This window comes from Pseudomonas sp. B329, from assembly GCF_023127835.1.
In the GTDB taxonomy this organism is placed as follows: domain Bacteria; phylum Pseudomonadota; class Gammaproteobacteria; order Pseudomonadales; family Pseudomonadaceae; genus Aquipseudomonas; species Aquipseudomonas synxantha_A.
In genome coordinates this window covers 74,756-92,181 of record NZ_SPKP01000058.1, presented here as the reverse complement: position 1 = coordinate 92,181, position 17,426 = coordinate 74,756, and the positions used below count along the sequence as shown (strand labels likewise).

Below are 17,426 nucleotides of genomic sequence, written 5' to 3'. Positions count from 1 at the left end.
ACCTACTCCGGCCAATGCCAGGCCGGCCCATCCAGAATCCCTTGCCCCACGATCCGCGTTTCCCCCAATACCTTCTCCAGCACAATCGAATTGCACCCCTCATCCTGCTGCAACGCCGCAATCAAGCGGCTGGCATGGGACACCACCCACACCTGGCACTGCTTCGACGCCTGGATAATCAAGCGCGCCAATGCCGGCAACAGGTCCGGGTGCAGGCTGGTCTCCGGCTCGTTCAGCACCATCATGGTTGGTGGCCGTGGCGTCAGCAGTGCGGCGATCAGCAACAAGTAGCGCAGGGTGCCGTCTGACAGTTCCGCCGCCGACAACGGCCGCAGCAAGCCTTCCTGATAGAACTCAATGGCAAAGCGTCCGCCCTGCAACGGTTCAATGTTCAGGCGCGCCCCCGGGAATGCATCGCTTACGGCACGTTGCAGCGCCTCGGGGTCGCCGATCTCGCGGATAGTCTGCAACGCGGCCGCCAAATCGCGGCCATCGTGGTGCAACACCGGCGTACGCGTACCCAACTGGGGCTGGCGCACTGGCGCGTCCACGTCGCTGCGAAAGTGATCATAAAAGCGCCAGCCACGAATGCTTTCACGCAACAGCAGCACTTCCGGCGAGCCGCGCAGGCTGCCGACCTGATCGAACAGGCTGTGGTAGTTGGGTGTGTGCTGCGCCAGTACATCCCAGGCACGGCCTTCGCGGGCACGCACCATGGCACCTGAGCGCTGCACCAACAGGCTGGCCGGGCGGTAGACGTGGCCGGCCCAGATGCATTCCTTCTTTACCTGCGGGTCGAGGCTGAAAAACGACTCGCAGGGCTCCGGCAATCCCAGGGAAATGGCGTAGCTGAAATCTTCGGCGGCAAACCCCAGGCGCAGGCGTTTGACGCCTTGGCGCACATTGGATTCGATCGGTACTTCACCAGTGCGCATACGCCGGCTGATGGTTTCCGGCCCGGCCCAGAAGGTCGAATCCAGCCCGCCTTCACGGGCCAGGGCATTGATCACTCCGCCCTGGGCGGTTTCTGCCAGCAGGCGCAGGGCCCGGTACAGGTTGGACTTGCCGCTGCCATTGGGCCCGGTGATCAGGTTCAAGCGGTCCAGCGGCACTACCAATTTGTTGATCGAGCGGTAATTGGCCACCGCGAGGGTTTTCAGCATATGCATTTAATCGGCTGGGGAACCATTGGAGTATGGGATCCTCCATGCAGATAAGGAACCCTGTTCTAAGCTCACAGTCGCATACACACTTGTACGTGAGCATCACGCAAAAGGAGCCTGCATGGGCGGTCGCGCTTCGACATTAATTTTCAGCCTTGGCCTCTTGGCGCTGCTGAGCGGCTGTGGCCAAGACAAAGCCGAGCCCAAGCAGCATTCACGGGTATTTGTGCAAACCGTGCAGCCGGCGGATTTTGCCGCGGCGGTCACGCTGACGGGCGATATTCAGGCGCGGGTGCAGACCGATTTGTCCTTTCGCGTGGGTGGCAAGATCATTCAGCGCATGGTGGACGTGGGCGACCGAGTAACGGCCAAGCAAGTACTGGCCAAGCTTGACCCCAAGGACCTGCAAACCAACGTCGATTCCGCCCAGGCCCAGGTTGTGGCCGAACAGGCGCGGGTCAAGCAGACCGCCGCCGCCTTCGTGCGCCAGGAAAAACTCTTACCCAAGGGCTACACCAGTCGCAGCGAATACGACGCCGCCCAGGCCGCGTTGCGCAGCAGCCAAAGTGCCCTGGCCGCCGCGCAGGCGCAATTGGCCAACGCCCGTGAGCAACTTGGCTACACGGCGCTGGTCGCCGATGCACCGGGGATCATCACGGCGCGCCAGGCCGAAGTCGGCCAAGTGGTACAAGCCACCGTACCGATCTTCAGCCTGGCCCGTGATGGCGAACGTGACGCGGTGTTCAACGTGTATGAATCCCTGCTGGTGGAGCCGCCGCCGGATGCGCCGATTACCGTCAGCCTGCTGGACAACCCGAGCATCAAAGCCGTGGGCAAGGTGCGGGAAGTGACCCCGGCAGTAGCGGCCAATACCGGCACCATACAAGTGAAGATCGCCCTGCAAAACCTGCCTAAAGGCATGGAGCTGGGTTCGGTGGTGAGCGCCACCGCCAACGGCCCGGCCAAGGCCAGCATCGAATTACCCTGGGCGGCCTTGACCAAAGACCTCAGCGAGCCTGCCGTATGGCTGGTGGATGCCGACGGCAAGGCGCAGCTGCACAAGGTCAAGGTGGCGCGTTACCTCACCGGCAAGGTGATTATTGGCGAGGGCCTTGAAGGCGGCGAAAAAGTCGTAGTGGCCGGTGGGCAATTGCTGCACCCCGGCATGGTAGTCGAGATCGCCCAGCAAGGAGCCCAGCCATGAAGCAACTGACGGTTATCGTCGCCGCCAGCCTGTTGCTGATGGCTTGCTCCAAGGAAGAGGCGCCGCCTGAACCTGTGCGCCCGGTGTTGTCCATGCAAGTGAAGGCTGAAGATCAGGAAAACCTCGGCCGCTTCGCCGGCACTATCCAGGCCCGCTACGAAAGCAACCTGGGTTTCCGGGTGTCGGGCCGCATCGCCCGTCGCGCCGTCGACGTGGGCGCCGAGGTGGAGAAGGGGGCCTTGCTTGCCGTGCTCGACCCCACCGACCAGCAGAACCAACTGCGTGCCGCCCAGGGCGACCTCGCCCGCGTGCAGGCACAGTTCATCAATGCCCAGGCCAATGCCCGTCGCCAGCAGGAGCTGTTCAACCGGGGCGTCGGCGCCCAGGCTCAGTTGGATGTGGCGCAGACTGACCTGAAAACCACCCAGGCCACCCTTGATCAGGCCCGCGCCTCGGTCAATCAAGCCAAGGACCAGCTCAATTACGCCGAACTGCACACTGACCACGCCGGTATCGTCACCGCCTGGAATGCCGAGGCTGGCCAGGTAGTCAGCGCGGGGCAGCAGGTGGTGACCCTGGCTCGCCCGGACATCAAGGAGGCGGTGATCGACCTGCCTGCCGGCCTGGCCGAGCGCCTGCCGACGGATGTGGTGTTTCTGGTCGCCGGGCAACTGGACCCCAGCGTGCATACCACCGCCATCGTGCGCGAGATCGAACCCCAGGCCCAAAGCGCCACGCGCACCCGCCGCGCACGTCTGAGCCTGACCGACACTCCCGCCGCGTTCCGCCTGGGCACGGCCATCAGCGTGACCTTGAGCAGCGCCATTACGCCGCGTATCGAATTGCCCTTGAGCGCCTTGCAGGACGTCGACGGCAAGACGCGCATCTGGCTGCTTGATACCCAGAGCCAGACCGTGCAGCCACGCGACGTCAGTGTGGTCAGCCGGGATGCTGACAGCGCCTTGGTCAATGGCGGCATCAAAGCCGGTGAACGCATCGTCACCGCCGGCGTGAACAGCCTGAAACCCGGGCAAAAAGTCAAAATCGACGAGGACAGCCCGCGATGAAAGGGAGCTTCAACTTATCCGACTGGGCACTCAAGCATCAGTCCTTCGTCTGGTACCTGATGTTCGTCGCGCTACTGATGGGCGTGTTCTCGTATATGAACCTGGGCCGCGAAGAAGACCCCTCGTTCACCATCAAGACCATGGTGATCCAGACCCGCTGGCCGGGCGCTACCCAGGAGGAAACCCTCAAGCAGGTCACCGATCGCATCGAGAAAAAACTCGAAGAGCTCGACTCCCTCGACTACGTGAAAAGTTATACGCGACCGGGTGAGTCCACGGTGTTCGTGTTCCTCAAGGACACCACCAGCGCCAAGGCCATTCCGGAGATCTGGTACCAGGTTCGCAAGAAGATCGATGATATTCGCGGCACCTTCCCCCAGGGCTTGCAGGGGCCGTCGTTCAACGATGAATTCGGTGATGTGTTCGGCTCGGTGTACGCCTTTACTGGCGACGGCTTGTCGATGCGCCAGTTGCGCGACTACGTGGAGCAGGTGCGCGCCGAAATCCGCTCGGTGCCGGGGCTGGGCAAGGTCGAGATGATCGGCCAGCAGGACGAAGTGATCTACCTGAACTTCTCCACGCGCAAACTGGCGGCATTGGGCATTGACCAGCGCCAGGTCGTGCAAAGCCTGCAATCGCAGAATGCGGTAACGCCCGCCGGGGTGATCGAGGCCGGGCCGGAGCGGATTTCGGTGCGCACCTCCGGGCAGTTCGCTTCGGAGAAAGACCTGGCCAACGTCAACCTGCGCCTCAATGACCGCTTCTATCGGCTGGCGGATATCGCTGACATCAGTCGCGGTTACGTGGACCCGGCAAGGCCGATGTTCCGTTTCAATGGCAAGCCGGCGATTGGCTTGGCGATCGCCATGCAAAAGGGCGGCAATATCCAGTCGTTCGGCAAGGCGCTGCACGGGCGCATGGATGAGCTGACTGCCGACCTGCCGGTGGGCGTCGGTGTGCACAAGGTGTCTGACCAGGCCGAAGTGGTGGAAGAGGCTGTCGGCGGCTTTACCAGCGCGTTGTTCGAAGCCGTGATTATCGTGCTGGTGGTGAGCTTTATCAGCCTCGGTATGCGCGCCGGGCTGGTGGTGGCGTGCTCGATTCCGTTGGTGCTGGCGCTGGTGTTCGTGTTTATGGAATACAGCGGCATCACCATGCAGCGGGTATCGTTGGGCGCCTTGATCATTGCTCTCGGCCTGTTGGTGGATGATGCGATGATCACCGTGGAGATGATGATCACGCGCCTGGAAAAAGGCGAAACCAAGGAGCAGGCCGCCACCTACGCCTACACCTCAACAGCGTTCCCGATGCTCACCGGTACGCTGGTGACCGTGGCCGGTTTCGTGCCGATTGGCCTCAATGCCAGTTCGGCGGGCGAGTACACCTTTACTCTGTTCGCGGTGATTGCCGTGGCGATGTTGGTGTCGTGGGTGGTGGCGGTACTGTTTGCGCCGGTGATCGGCGTGCATATTCTCAGCGCCAATGTGAAGCCGCATAACGCCGAGCCTGGGCGTATTGGTCGCGCGTTCAATGGCGGTATGCTCTGGGCCATGCGCAACCGCTGGTGGGCCATCGGTATCACCGTGGCGCTGTTTGCGGCCTCGGTGTTTTCCATGCAGTTTGTGCAGAACCAGTTTTTCCCGTCATCGGATCGCCCGGAAATCCTGGTTGATCTGAACCTGCCGCAAAACGCCTCGATCAACGAGACGCGCAAGGCGGTTGACCGCCTCGAAGCGATCATCAAGGACGACCCGGACATTTCTCGCTGGAGCACCTACATCGGCCAGGGCGCGATCCGTTTTTACCTGCCGCTGGACCAACAACTGGAGAACCCGTACTACGCGCAGTTGGTGATCGTCAGCAAGGGCCTGGAGGAGCGCAGCGCCTTGATTGCGCGATTGCAGAAACGCCTGCGCGATGATTTTGTCGGTATCGGCAGCTATGTGCAGCCGCTGGAAATGGGCCCGCCGGTCGGGCGGCCGATTCAGTACCGCGTCTCCGGTAAAGACACCGACCAGGTGCGCAAGCACGCCATCGAACTGGCGACCTTGCTGGACCAGAACACCCACTTGGGCGAGATCATCTACGACTGGAACGAGCCGGGCAAAGTGCTACGCGTCGACATCGCCCAGGACAAGGCGCGGCAACTGGGGCTGTCGTCGGAAGACGTGGCGCAGTTGATGAACAGCGTGGTCAGCGGCGCGGCGGTGACCCAGGTGCACGACGATATCTACCTGATCAATGTGGTCGGTCGCGCCGAAGATGCCGAGCGCGGTACGCCGGAAACCTTGCAGAACCTGCAGATCGTTACGCCCAACGGCACCTCGATCCCGTTGCTCGCGTTTGCCACGGTGCGTTACGAGTTGGAGCAGCCGCTGGTGTGGCGTCGTGACCGCAAGCCGACGATTACCATCAAGGCCGCGGTGCGCGATGAGATGCAGCCGACCGACCTGGTCAAGCAACTGGCGCCGACCATCCAGAAATTCAGTGACGGCCTGCCGGTGGGCTACAAAGTCGCCACCGGCGGCACCGTGGAAGAAAGCGGCAAGGCCCAGGGCCCGATTGCCAGTGTGGTGCCGTTGATGCTGTTCCTGATGGCCACGTTCCTGATGATCCAGTTGCACAGCGTGCAGAAAATGTTCCTGGTGGCCAGCGTTGCACCGCTGGGGCTGATCGGCGTGGTGCTGGCGTTGATCCCCACCGGTACGCCGATGGGGTTTGTGGCGATCCTGGGGATCCTGGCGCTGATCGGCATCATCATCCGTAACTCGGTGATTCTGGTGACGCAGATTCATGAGTATGAAGTGGCGGGCTATACGCCGTGGGATGCGGTGGTGGAAGCGACCGAACACCGGCGTCGGCCGATTCTGCTTACGGCGGCAGCGGCGAGCCTGGGCATGATCCCGATTGCCCGAGAAGTGTTCTGGGGGCCGATGGCCTACGCGATGATTGGCGGGATTATCATCGCCACGTTGCTGACGCTGCTGTTTTTGCCGGCGCTGTATGTGGCCTGGTACAAAATCCGCGAACCCAAACAAGAGCATCAGGAACAGCGCGGTTAAAAATGTGGGAGGGGGCTTGCTCCCGATGGCGATGGTTCAGTCAGTGCATCTGTATCTGGCCCATCGCCATCGGGAGCAAGCCCCCTCCCACATTTGGATCTTCATCTCGCTTGAGGCTGTGGGAAGCTTCCGAAAGATCCACTTGTTGCCCCGGCCACTGTCTGCATGTTTTACCCTCTCGACCTAACTTCTCCGTCCAGGTCGATTCCCATGCAGTGCCTGCGCCTCATCTTTGTGCTCTGTGCGCTTGTTCTTGCGCCCTCAGTCTTTGCCTCCACCATGCTGGAAAACGCCCTGTGGCGCGTTGACCTCGACCCTGCAACCCTGGCGCTGCGTGTCACGCCAGCGGGGGAGGCCCCGGTACAAGCCTCCAGCGGTGTCGCCGTGCACGCTGTCAGTGCGTTGCAAGCTGATGCCGCACAGGTCTCCTGGCAATGGGACAGCGGCGCCTATCGCCTGACGGCCCGGCTTGAACAGCGCGAACTGTCCCTGTCTATCAGCGCCCGCGAGCCGGGTGAATTGGCCCTGCTGCGCCAGCCGGCCACGGCCATGGGCCAGGCGCTGATCTGGCCGTTGGCTGAAGGGCATTATGTGCCCTTTGATAACCCCGTGTGGAAGGCGTTCCTGCTTGAGCACGGCGAAGTCAATACCACCCAGGACCTGAGCTTGCCCTTGTGGGGCCTGGATCACGGGCGCTTCACGCTTAACTGGCTGCTGACCAACCCTTACAACAATCGCCTTGAATGGCAAGCGGACGGCCAGGGTCTGGCGCTGTCAGCGGCCCATGAATTCACCACCCTTGCCCCCGACGTACCGATGACGCTGCGCCTGTACCTGGGCGATGCAGACCCATTGGCCGGGGCCAAGCATTATCGCCAATGGTTGGTGGAGCAGGGCCGTTACGAGCCGCTGGCGGACAAGCTGCGGCAAACCCCCGAGGCGGTGAAATTGCTCGGCGCCAGTCACGTTTACCTCTGGGGCAACGGCTTGCTGACGCTGGATGATGTCCGTGATTGGCCAACGTTGATCAAACGGCTGCGCACCCATGAGCTTGGCAGGCTGCTGGACAAAGAGTCTGCGAAGGTGCTCGCACAGACAACCGCATTGAATCGTTATGAGCAAACCGTGTTGCTGCGCGGCCTCAATGCGGCCATCAACCAGAAGGCCCGGCAAGCCTGGCAAGTGGAAGAGCCCGACATGAGTCGCCTTGCCACTCGCTACGGCGAGTTGCGTAGCGAGCTGGCCGTGGATTTCGCCTCAGCCTTGAGTGATCGCCCCGAAACCTGGGGGCATTCGACTATCCAAGCCTTGCGTGACGCGGGGCTCTCGCGTCTGCTGTTGACCCTGGGTGATGGCTGGGAAGGCGGGCTCTGGCATCCCGAAGCGATTCGCGCAGGCGTGGATGCCGGGTATCTGATGGCGCCTTACGATTCGTATGAAACGGCGCTGTCGGCCAGCGAAAATCCGGATTGGGCCACTGCCCACCTGGGCGGCAAGGCGTACCGTGACTGCGCAATCATATTGAAGAACGGCCAGCCGAAAGCCGGTTTCCAACAATCCGGCCACTACACGGACCCGCGCTGTGTGCGACCGTTGCTGGAAGCACGGGTAAAGGCGGTGCAGGCCGCAGCCGGATTCAATGCCTGGTTCCTCGATGCGTACGCCACCAGCATGATCTTTGACAGCTACCGCGACGGCGCCTCCATGAGTCAGGTGCAGAATGCCCAGGGCAATATCGACGCCTCGCGCTGGATCAACACTTCGCTAAAACTGCCCGCAGGTTCCGAAGACGGCAACGCCGTCACCGCTCAGGGCATTATGTTTGCCCATGGTATGCAAACTCCGGTGATCGGCTGGGGTGACCGGGACATGACCCGCGACCGGCAGTCGCCCTATTACGTCGGCAACTGGTACCCGGCGGAACAGCCGGCGGTGTTCTTCAAGCCTGTGCCGTTGAAAGCGTCGCTGCGCACGGTGTATTTCGACCCGACGATGCGGCTGCCGTTGTATCAGGCGGTGTTCCATGGCTCGGTGATCACCACTCATCACTGGCTGTTCGACAACCTCAAGCTGAGCAATGTACGGGCTGAAAATGAACTGGCCCAACTGCTCTACAACGTACCGCCGCTGTATCACCTGAGCGCGACGACACTCAAGGACAGGCTGCCGGTGATTCAGCGCCAGGACCGGTTCTTTCGGCCGCTGCATCAACGGTTGGGGACTCAGGCAATGACTGAGTTTCGCTGGCTGACAGCGGACAAACTGTTGCAGCAAACCACCTTCGCCGATGGGACGCGGTTGGTGGCGAATTTTTCGGACGCGCAGAAAGATGGGTATGCCGGGCGCAGTGTGACGGCGCTGGTGGAGGGGGAGAAGCCGGTGGTGTATCAGGTGAAATAACGCTGCCTGTTACGGCGCCATCGCGGGCAAGCCCGGCTCCCACAGTGAAATGCATTCCGAATGTGGGAGCTGGCTTGCCTGCGATGAGGTCGGTACAGGCGATGCGGCACTAAATTTTACGCCACACACTCGCCAACCAAGGCTGCTGTTCCCGCGGCAACCCGGCCGGCCGGTAGTAGTGCTCCAGCTCTTCAAATCCGGCCTCGGTCAGCAAGCCCCGCCACGCCTCCAGGTCGTGATAAGAGCCATACCGCGGCCCATTCCAACCCTCCTGGTTTTCACCTCGAGGGTTGGAGCTGAACAGCACGCCTCCAGGCTTCAACGTGCCATGCAGCTGCTTGAGAACCCGCGGCAATTCCTGCTTGGGAATATGAAACAGCACCGCATTGGCAAACACGCCATCGAAGCGCTCGGGTGGCAGGTCCAGCTTGAGAAAATCCTGTTGCAATACCTCACAGCCGCTGTCGTCCCGCGCCATCTGCGCAAACCGCTCGGAGCCATCCAGCCCCACGGCGATATGCCCCATGCGCGTAAAAGTCTGCAAATCCCGCCCCGGCCCGCAGCCGAAATCCAGCACGGTAAACGGCGCCGAGCCCTGGATATGTCGCAACAGCGCGTCGATGTTCTGGCTCACATCGTGATCACGGGTGCCTTCACGGAAGTCTTCGGCGACTTTGTTGTAATGGCCGAGGGTGGTGGAGGTGATCTGGTTGAGGTCGTCGGGGGCGAGTTTCATGGTGTGGCGCACCGCTGCGGTTGAGGTGGTCGGACTATACCTCAGGCTCACCCTTGAGTTGAAAGACGTGTATCTGGTGTAGGGCGGTTCATTGTGTGCGTGTTGGGAGAATCCGACAGACCGCCCCGCAGGATTCTGGGTAAGATTCGGCCCTCATTCAAAGAGGGTTGTACATTCATGGAAGAAGAAAAACGTTCACGTGAGGGTCAGAAATTCACTGCAAACAAGGTGGACCAATACGCCACGAAACTCAGCAGCGGCCTGTTCTGGCTCAATGAACGCGCCTGGCCGCTGACGGTGGGGATCCTGTCGGTGGCAGGCTTGTATTTGTACCAGTACATCCAGGTGGAAAAGGTACCCCTGAGCATTCTGTCGGCCGCCGCATTCACTGCGCTGCCAGCGATGTTCGCCATGCTGGTGTTTGTGATCGGTATGATGGGCGCGTCGATCCTGGTGCCCACGTTCATCTTGTTCACGCGGCTGAACGGCACGGGTGTGCGCCTGAGTGATCAGCTCAATCTCAGCCCGGCATCGCCGCAGGTGACGGCGCAACATCGCCGTTTGTTGCTGCACTGGGCCGCCAGTCTGGTCGTCATGGGTATCTTTTGGATGTCCGCTGTTTACCTGTCCGTGAATGCCCAGAGCGGGCCTCTACTGACCATCAGCTGGATAGTGGCGGTCGTGCTGGCGGTTGTGGTCTACGTTGGCATCATCCTTCGCGCCCGTCCCACCCATATTGCACTGCGTGACCTGTCCGGAGAATTCTGGCTGGCCAGTGTCGGTGCAGGTGCCGTTCAAATGCTGGTAATCCTCATGGTGACGGTGCCGGTCTCCCGGGCCTTTCGCGAGTATTCCGACAGTGCGGTGCTTTTTGCGCCATTCATGTTTGCCGAACTGGTGGTGCTGTTCCTGGTCCAGGGATGTGCCGCTTGCCTTGTGGTGTGCATGAGGGATCATAAAAACCCGGTGGCATTCGCCTCAATGGCGGCCTTTGCACTCATCGTCTTCCTCGGGCTGATCCCGGCAAGCGGGTCGAAGCTGGGTGGGTTGCCATTGCAAGGCTCCGCCTCCGGAGGGCGCGTGTGTACGCTGATGACCTGGTCGGACGACGCCAAGGTTCTTCGCGTGCTGGTAGACGCCGACAACCCGCAGCGCAGTGTAAAACTGCGGGTAATGGCAGACTCGGACGGCAGCTACATCGTGCGCCCCTGGCAGGCCAAGGAAAAAACCGTCAGCTTCGTACCCCATGCCAGCGTCGCGCAGTTGGACGAATGCCCGTGAGTTCAGCGCTTGTTCAATACCCGCGCCAAGCGATCCCCACTCAGTTGAATTACCGCCACCAGCACCACCAACAACACAATCACCGTGAGCATGATCTGCGAATCAAACCGCTGATAGCCATAGCGGTAGGCAATGTCGCCCAGGCCACCGGCACCGATCGCACCGGCCATGGCCGATGAGTTGATCATGGTGACCAGGGTGATGGTGAACCCGCCGACGATCCCCGGCAGGGCTTCCGGCAGCAGCACATGCCAGATGATGTGCCAGCGCCGGCAACCCATGGCCTGAGCCGCTTCGATCAGGCCGTGGTCGACCTCGCGCAGGCTGACTTCGGCAATGCGCGCAAAGAACGGTGTGGCGGCGATGGTCAGCGGCACCACGGCCGCCCATACACCGTAGGTGGTGCCGACGATCAGCCGAGTGAACGGGATCAACGCCACCATCAGGATCAGGAACGGAATGGAGCGGAACAGATTGACGAACGCCCCCAGCACGCGGTTAAGCGTCGGCGCCTGGTAGATGCCGCCCTTGTCGCTGGTAACCAGCAATACCGCCAGCGGGATACCGACCAGCAAGGCGATCAGCGACGACACACCGACCATCAACAAGGTGTCGATAGCGCCCTGTACTAAACGATCAAACCACATAGCCCAGCACCTCCACCCGTTGTGCCCAATTGCCGGCGCGGTTACGCAGCTCTTCGGCATTGTGCGGCGACCCATTCACCGCCAGCAGTAATTGCCCCAGAGCGTGCCCCTGGATCCGCTCCACACCGCCTTGCAGCAAACGCACGCGGCCGCCGAGGGCGCTGAACAGTGCGGCCAGGTCCGGCTCATCGGTATCGCTGCCGGTGAACTGCAAGCGCAGCACCAGCGCCGCATCAGCCGAGGTTTGTGTCGGTTGCAGGCGGTTTTGCAATTCGGGCGGCAGGCCGTGTTGCAGCGGTGCGAGCAGGGTCTTGCTGACCTCATGCTGCGGGTTGCCGAACACTTGCCACACCGGGCCTTGCTCGACGATGCGCCCGTGTTCCAGCACCACCACGCGGTCGCAGATTTCGCGGATCACCGCCATCTCATGGGTGATCAATACGATGGTCAGGCCCAGGCGTTGGTTGATCTCACGCAGCAGGCCGAGGATCGACTGGGTGGTCTCCGGATCGAGGGCCGAGGTGGCCTCGTCGCACAGCAGAATCTCGGGGTCGTGCACCAGCGCGCGGGCGATGCCGACGCGCTGTTTCTGCCCTCCGGAAAGCTGCGCCGGATACGCCTTGTGCTTGTCTTGCAGACCTACCAGCTCCAGCAGTTCATGCACCTTACGCACGCGTTGTGCCTGGGTCACGCCGGCGACCTTGAGAGGCAGTTCGACGTTTTGCCACACGGTCTTGGCCGACATCAGGTTGAAGTGCTGGAAGATCATGCCGATGCGCCGGCGCAGCGCTACCAGGTGGTCTTCATCGAAGCCGCCGATGTCCACCTGATCGATCAGTACGCGCCCGCTGCTGGGTTGTTCCAGGCGGTTGATGGTGCGGATCAGCGATGACTTGCCGGCGCCGCTGCGGCCGATGATGCCGAACACTTCGCCACGCTGGATCGCCAGGTCGATGCCTTGCAGGGCGTGCACGGTGCCGCCATAGGTTTTGCCCAGGTTGATAAAACGCACGTGGGCGCGATTGAGGTCCGGGTGCAGTTCAGTTTGCTCGGCGTCCCTGGGCGCATGGCCCAGGTCGCGCAGTTGGGCGTTGGCGGCGGTCATTTTTTATCTTCCCAGCCGACTTGGTAGAGCTTGCCCAGGGATTTATTCAATGCGGCACGTACCACCGGCGAGTGCTGGTAGATGTCGACGAACTTGATCACTCGTGGGTCGGTCTTGCTCTTGGGCTGAATCACGAACTGAATCACGTACTCCGGGTGGTCGAGGCCATCGAACAGCAGCGCCGATTGCGCATCGAAGGTCTTGGACAGGCGGATATACGCCGGGTAGCCCTGCACCAGGTCGGCGTCGTCGTAGGCGCGTACCAGTTGCACGGCTTCCACCTGCAGGATCTTGAGCTTTTTGGGGTTGCTGACGATGTCTTCTTCGGTGGCCTTGTAGCCCACGCCCGGCTTGAGGGTAATCAACCCGGCCTTGGCCAGCAGTTGCAGGCCGCGCCCGCTGTTGATCGGGTCGTTGGCAATGGCCACGCTGGCGCCTTCGGGCAGGTCGTTGAAGCTTTTGTATTGCTTCGAATACAGGCCGACGTTGTTGATGATGCCCGGTGCGTAAGACACCAGGTCAAACCCGGCGGCGGCCTTGGCGTTTTCCAGGAAGGGAATGTGCTGGAAGTAGTTCACGTCGATATCGCCGGCGGCGAGGCTGACGTTGGGGGCGATCCAGTCGCTGAACTCGACCAGTTCGACTTTCAGGCCCTGTTTGCCGGCCTCTTCAACGGCCGCTTCCAGCGGAATGGCGAAGGCGGCGGTGGTACCGATTTTCAGTGGTGGGTCGGCGGCGAAGACCGTTGTGCTGAATAACCCGAAGGCCAGGGCCAGTGCTTTGACTGGGTGGGTGAGCAGGGTCTTTTTCATAATCAATTTCCAGTCATAAGGTATAGGCACAAACAATGGAGATCCAATGTGGGAGGGAGCAAGCCCCCTCCCACATTTTTGATCAGTGTCGGTAGCTGGAGCCGGTGTGTTGTTCGGGTAAGCGAGCGGTGCCGTGGAAGACTTTTTCCCGCAACGTGCCCTGCGCATACTCGGTCTTGTACGACCCACGCCGCTGCAGCTCCGGTATCACCCAGTCGATGAAATCCACATAGCTCTCCGGCGTCACAATGCGCGTCAGGTTGAAACCATCCAGCCCGGTTTCGCTGATCCAGGATTCCAACTCATCGGCAACCTGCTCAGGCGAGCCCACCAAGGTGATATAGCGCCCACCCAGGGCGTGCTGTTCGAGCAATTTGCGCCGGGTCCAGTCGTTGTTTTGCAGGTTCTTGGTGGCCGACTGGATCGCGTTGCTCTTCACGTACTGGATCGGTTCGTCCAGTTCGTAGGCAGAAAAATCAATCGCCGTGGACGCCGAAAAGTGCGCCACGCCGGCTTCCGCACTGGCATAGCTCAGGTACTCGGCGTGCTTGGCCCATGCAAGTTCTTCGGTGGCGCCCACGATCACGTTGAGGCCCATGAACACCTTGATGTCATCCGGGTTGCGCCCAGCCTCCACTGCGCTGGCGCGCACCTTGTCCACCTGTAGCCTGGTCGCGGCCTTGTTCTGCCCGCTGATGAACACGCACTCGGCGTGGCGCCCGGCGAACAGCAGCCCTCGCTCGGAACTGCCGGCCTGGAACAGCACCGGCGTACGCTGCGGCGATGGCTCGCACAGGTGATAACCCTCTACCTGATAAAACTCACCGTGGTGCTCCACCTTGTGCACCTTGCCCGGTTGCGCATACACCCGCGTTTGCGGGTCGTTGAGCACCGCGTCGTCTTCCCAGCTGCCTTCCCAGAGTTTGTACAACACCTCCAGGTATTCATCGGCCTGGTCGTAGCGCCGGTCATGTTCGACCTGTTCGGTGAGGCCCATGGCTTTGGCCGCGCTATCGAGATAGCCGGTGACGATGTTCCAGCCGACGCGGCCACGGCTCAGGTGATCGAGCGTGGACATGCGCCGGGCGAACAGATAGGGCGGCTCGTAGGTCAGGTTGGCGGTAAGGCCGAAGCCAAGGTGCCGGGTGACGGCGGCCATGGCCGAGACCAGCAGCAACGGGTCGTTGACCGGTAGTTGGATGGACTCCTTGAGCGGCACGTCAATCGAGTTCTGGTACACGTCATAGACGCCGACGATATCGGCGATAAACAAACCATCGAACAACCCGCGCTCAAGAATCTGCGCCAATTCGGTCCAGTATTCGAGGCTCTTGTACTCGGTCGAGTTGTCCCGTGGGTGAGTCCACAAACCGTGGTTGATATGCCCGATGCAGTTCATGTTGAAGGCATTGAGCAGGATCTTTTTCTTGCTCATCAGATGGTCCCCCGCAGCGGCGGGTTTTCATCGTTGAGGTAATAGTTGCCTACCGCATGATATTTCCAGCGCACCGGATCATGCAGGGTGTGCACCCGGGCGTTGCGCCAATGGCGGTCCAGGCCATGCTCGGCCAAAGTCGCCTGGCTGCCGGCCAGTTCGAACAAGGTGCTGCCCGCTGCGAGGGAAATCTCGGTGCTCAGGGCGCGCACTTCGGCCACGGCGATGGACGCGGCGGCGACGGTCTGGGCATTGCTGTCGGCCTGGGCGCGGTCGAGGAATTCGCCGGAGCGCTCCAGCAACGCCTCGGCGGCGTGCAAGCGAATGCTCAGGTGGCCGAAGCTCTTTAGAGTCAGCGGGTCTTCGGTGGCCTTGTCGTTGCCGGAATCGATCCACGGGCGGGTCTTGGTGCGCACAAAATGCAACGCATCTTCAAACGCTGCGCGGGCGATGCCGGTGTCGATGGCGGCGTGAAGGATCTGCGCCAAGGGGCCCACGGTGGTCGGGCGTTCGAAGGCGCTCTGGAATGGGATCACGTCCTGCGCTGCGACCCACACGTTATCGAATACCACTGAGCCGCTGCCAGTGGTGCGCTGGCCGAAGCCGCTCCAGTCGTCGATGACCGTCAGGCCCTCGCTGTCACGGGGTACGAACGCCAGTTGCTGGATGCCGTTTTCATCCACCACCGAGGTGGGAATGCGTTGGGCATAGATCGCGCCGGTGGCGTAGAACTTGCGCCCGTTGATGCGAAAACCGTCGCCGTCGCGGGTGAGGCTGGTCACGCGGTCATGGGCGGTCTTGGTGCCCAGTTCCGCCAAGGCGTTACCAAAGCGCTGACCGGCCAGCACCTCGGCGTACAGGCGCTTTTGCTGCTCGGGGTTGCCGTTTACGCGCAGCACTTCAAGGGCATAAAAATGATTTTGCGGGATCTGGCCCAAGGAACCATCGGCCTGGGAAATCAGTGCAATCACCTTGGCCAGGGTGACATTGGATACGCCCGCGCCGCCGAATGCCTTGGGCACCGTGATACCCCACAGGCCGGAGCGCGAAAACACGTCCAGCTCGGGCCACGGCAGGCGGCGTTCGCGGTCGCGCTGGGCGCTGTCGCGGCGCAAATCTTCAGCGAGGTCGCTGGCGACGATAAGGGCTTGCTCATCGCTGGTGATAACCGCGACGTGGTGAGAAAGGGTCATGAGTTTCTCCAGAAGCTCGTGGAAAAAGTGTTCTGGTCGGTTAAATCCAGGAATGACGAGCAGGTAAGGTGCCGTTCAGTCGATAGGCGCCGATGGCGTGATACTTCCAGCGCACCGGATCGTGCAGGGTATGCACCCGCGCGTTGCGCCAGTGACGGTCAAGGTTGAATTCGGCGAGGGTGGCGCGGCTGCCGGCCAGTTCGAAGAGCTTTTCGGTAACCTGCAATGCCACTTCGGTGGTGAGCACCTTGGCCTCGGCCACGGCAATCGAGGCGCGCGCGGCGGACTGCGCGGTGATCGGCGCCGCGCTGACCTGGTCCAGCACCTGACCGGCCTTGCGCAACAGTGCCTCGGCAGCGTGCAGTTCGATCTTCATCTTGCCGATATCGGCGATCACATACAGGTCATCGCTGGCCCGCTCGACCTTGGCGTCGATCCAGGGGCGTGAACGCTCGTGTACAAAGGCGATAGTGTCGTCGAGGGCACCACGGGCGATGCCGGCGTCAATGGCTGCCTGGATCAGTTGCGACACGGCACCCTGGATATTCGGGCTTTCGCCCAGGCGCCAGTTGTCGATGACCAATTCCGGGTCTACCGCCACCCGGTCGAGCAGCACGGTGCCGCTGGCGGTGGTGCGTTGGCCAAAGCCCGACCAGTCATCGACGATGCGCAGCCCCTCGCTGCCGCGCCGCACGAAGGCCATGACTTGCTTGCCGTCATCGTTCAATGCCTTTATCGCGACCCAGTGGGCAAATAGTGCGCCGGTGGAGTAGAACTTCTGGCCGCTGACCACGAACCCATCGCCTTCGGCCGTAAGGCGTGCCTTGAGCTCCAGCGTGTTTTTGGTACCGCGTTCCGGGCCGCCGTTGCCGATGCGCCAACCGTCGAGCACGCTCTGGAACAGCTGCTTTTTCTGGCGCTCGGTCGCGGTGCCCTGCAATACGTGCAGGATGCCGAAATGGTTCTGCGGGATCTGCCCGAGGGCCGGGTCGGCTGCGCTGATGATCGCGAAGACTTCGGCCAGGGTCACAAACGACACCTGTGGGCCGCCGTATTCGCGGGGAATGGAAATACTGCCCAGGCCGCTGCGGGTGAATTGTTCGAGTTGCGCCCACGGCAGTTTGCGCTGCTGGTCGCGCGTAGCGGCCTGCAGGCGCGCAGCCTGGGCCAGCTCATGAGCCGCGCTCAGTGCCTGGGCGTCGTTGCGCAGCACCGTGGCGGGCAACAACAGGGGGGCTACGTCCAGATCACTCTGGGGGGGTGTTAGAGCCAAGTTAGACATCAGCGCCGCTCCTTGGCTGCACGCAATGCCCTGGCGTTA

The 17,426-nt window shown here is 61.7% G+C and carries 13 protein-coding genes; 5 read left to right on the top strand and 8 right to left on the bottom strand.

The window, feature by feature from the left end:
• Window positions 1-2: 2 nt before the first annotated feature.
• Complete coding sequence (locus tag E4P00_RS25475; RefSeq protein WP_248133323.1) at window positions 3-1,163, bottom strand: AAA family ATPase; 1,161 nt, start codon at window positions 1,161-1,163, stop codon at window positions 3-5.
• Between the two features lie 121 nt (window positions 1,164-1,284).
• On the opposite strand from E4P00_RS25475, the gene E4P00_RS25470 reads away from it, so the two are divergent.
• The 4 genes from E4P00_RS25470 to E4P00_RS25455 all read left to right on the top strand — a co-directional run bounded on the left by E4P00_RS25470 (window position 1,285) and on the right by E4P00_RS25455 (window position 8,896).
• Window positions 1,285-2,367, top strand: a complete 1,083-nt coding sequence (locus E4P00_RS25470) for an efflux RND transporter periplasmic adaptor subunit (protein ID WP_216090587.1) — start codon at window positions 1,285-1,287, stop codon at window positions 2,365-2,367.
• The gene (locus E4P00_RS25465; RefSeq protein ID WP_032878432.1) at window positions 2,364-3,434 is read left to right on the top strand and encodes an efflux RND transporter periplasmic adaptor subunit; all 1,071 of its coding nucleotides are present in this window, start codon (window positions 2,364-2,366) and stop codon (window positions 3,432-3,434) included. Before E4P00_RS25470 ends, E4P00_RS25465 begins: the two co-directional genes overlap by 4 nt.
• A complete protein-coding gene (locus E4P00_RS25460) occupies window positions 3,431-6,496 on the top strand; it encodes an efflux RND transporter permease subunit (RefSeq protein ID WP_032878431.1) in 3,066 nt (1,021 codons plus the stop codon). The genes E4P00_RS25465 and E4P00_RS25460 overlap by 4 nt, the downstream gene beginning before the upstream one ends.
• 210 nt (window positions 6,497-6,706) lie before the next feature.
• Window positions 6,707-8,896, top strand: coding sequence for a glycoside hydrolase (locus tag E4P00_RS25455; protein ID WP_216090588.1), 2,190 nt, complete (start codon window positions 6,707-6,709; stop codon window positions 8,894-8,896).
• Between the two features lie 109 nt (window positions 8,897-9,005).
• Here the strand turns inward: E4P00_RS25455 and E4P00_RS25450 are convergent, their stop codons facing one another.
• A complete protein-coding gene (locus E4P00_RS25450) occupies window positions 9,006-9,632 on the bottom strand; it encodes a class I SAM-dependent methyltransferase (RefSeq protein WP_032878428.1) in 627 nt (208 codons plus the stop codon).
• A 177-nt stretch (window positions 9,633-9,809) separates the two neighbouring features.
• Here E4P00_RS25450 and E4P00_RS25445 point away from each other — a divergent pair, with 177 nt between their 5' ends.
• Window positions 9,810-10,913: a hypothetical protein gene (locus E4P00_RS25445; RefSeq protein ID WP_248090632.1), complete on the top strand. Its 1,104-nt coding sequence runs from the start codon at window positions 9,810-9,812 to the stop codon at window positions 10,911-10,913.
• Window positions 10,914-10,915: 2 nt separating this feature from the next.
• On the opposite strand, the gene E4P00_RS25440 is transcribed toward E4P00_RS25445, so the two are convergent.
• The 6 genes from E4P00_RS25440 to E4P00_RS25415 all read right to left on the bottom strand — a co-directional run bounded on the left by E4P00_RS25440 (window position 10,916) and on the right by E4P00_RS25415 (window position 17,387).
• On the bottom strand, window positions 10,916-11,560 hold the full coding sequence (locus E4P00_RS25440; protein WP_032878426.1) for a methionine ABC transporter permease: 645 nt from the start codon (window positions 11,558-11,560) through the stop codon (window positions 10,916-10,918).
• Window positions 11,550-12,665, bottom strand: coding sequence for an ATP-binding cassette domain-containing protein (locus E4P00_RS25435; RefSeq protein WP_078820023.1), 1,116 nt, complete (start codon window positions 12,663-12,665; stop codon window positions 11,550-11,552). The genes E4P00_RS25440 and E4P00_RS25435 overlap by 11 nt, the downstream gene beginning before the upstream one ends.
• Entirely contained in the window at window positions 12,662-13,477 is an 816-nt protein-coding gene (locus E4P00_RS25430; protein ID WP_248133288.1) for a MetQ/NlpA family ABC transporter substrate-binding protein, read from the bottom strand. Before E4P00_RS25430 ends, E4P00_RS25435 begins: the two co-directional genes overlap by 4 nt.
• 82 nt (window positions 13,478-13,559) lie before the next feature.
• A complete protein-coding gene (locus E4P00_RS25425; protein WP_248133287.1) occupies window positions 13,560-14,912 on the bottom strand; it encodes an LLM class flavin-dependent oxidoreductase in 1,353 nt (450 codons plus the stop codon).
• Window positions 14,912-16,105 carry an SfnB family sulfur acquisition oxidoreductase gene (locus E4P00_RS25420; RefSeq protein WP_005783783.1) on the bottom strand — a complete coding sequence of 398 codons (1,194 nt, stop codon included), beginning with the start codon at window positions 16,103-16,105 and terminating at the stop codon, window positions 14,912-14,914. The genes E4P00_RS25425 and E4P00_RS25420 overlap by 1 nt, the downstream gene beginning before the upstream one ends.
• A 40-nt stretch (window positions 16,106-16,145) precedes the next feature.
• Window positions 16,146-17,387, bottom strand: a complete 1,242-nt coding sequence (locus E4P00_RS25415) for an SfnB family sulfur acquisition oxidoreductase (RefSeq protein WP_248133286.1) — start codon at window positions 17,385-17,387, stop codon at window positions 16,146-16,148.
• Window positions 17,388-17,426: the final 39 nt, after the last annotated feature.

Bases quoted from the DNA above. Each gene is read 5' to 3' on its own strand.
- E4P00_RS25470 (WP_216090587.1), top strand. From the start codon at position 1,285: ATGGGCGGTCGCGCTTCGACATTAATTTTCAGCCTTGGCCTCTTGGCG.
- E4P00_RS25425 (WP_248133287.1), bottom strand. From the start codon at position 14,912: ATGAGCAAGAAAAAGATCCTGCTCAATGCCTTCAACATGAACTGCATC.
- E4P00_RS25460 (WP_032878431.1), top strand. From the start codon at position 3,431: ATGAAAGGGAGCTTCAACTTATCCGACTGGGCACTCAAGCATCAGTCC.
- E4P00_RS25440 (WP_032878426.1), bottom strand. From the start codon at position 11,560: ATGTGGTTTGATCGTTTAGTACAGGGCGCTATCGACACCTTGTTGATG.
- E4P00_RS25445 (WP_248090632.1), top strand. From the start codon at position 9,810: ATGGAAGAAGAAAAACGTTCACGTGAGGGTCAGAAATTCACTGCAAAC.
- E4P00_RS25455 (WP_216090588.1), top strand. From the start codon at position 6,707: ATGCAGTGCCTGCGCCTCATCTTTGTGCTCTGTGCGCTTGTTCTTGCG.
- E4P00_RS25420 (WP_005783783.1), bottom strand. From the start codon at position 16,105: ATGACCCTTTCTCACCACGTCGCGGTTATCACCAGCGATGAGCAAGCC.
- E4P00_RS25435 (WP_078820023.1), bottom strand. From the start codon at position 12,665: ATGACCGCCGCCAACGCCCAACTGCGCGACCTGGGCCATGCGCCCAGG.
- E4P00_RS25475 (WP_248133323.1), bottom strand. From the start codon at position 1,163: ATGCTGAAAACCCTCGCGGTGGCCAATTACCGCTCGATCAACAAATTG.
- E4P00_RS25465 (WP_032878432.1), top strand. From the start codon at position 2,364: ATGAAGCAACTGACGGTTATCGTCGCCGCCAGCCTGTTGCTGATGGCT.
- E4P00_RS25450 (WP_032878428.1), bottom strand. From the start codon at position 9,632: ATGAAACTCGCCCCCGACGACCTCAACCAGATCACCTCCACCACCCTC.
- E4P00_RS25415 (WP_248133286.1), bottom strand. From the start codon at position 17,387: ATGTCTAACTTGGCTCTAACACCCCCCCAGAGTGATCTGGACGTAGCC.
- E4P00_RS25430 (WP_248133288.1), bottom strand. From the start codon at position 13,477: ATGAAAAAGACCCTGCTCACCCACCCAGTCAAAGCACTGGCCCTGGCC.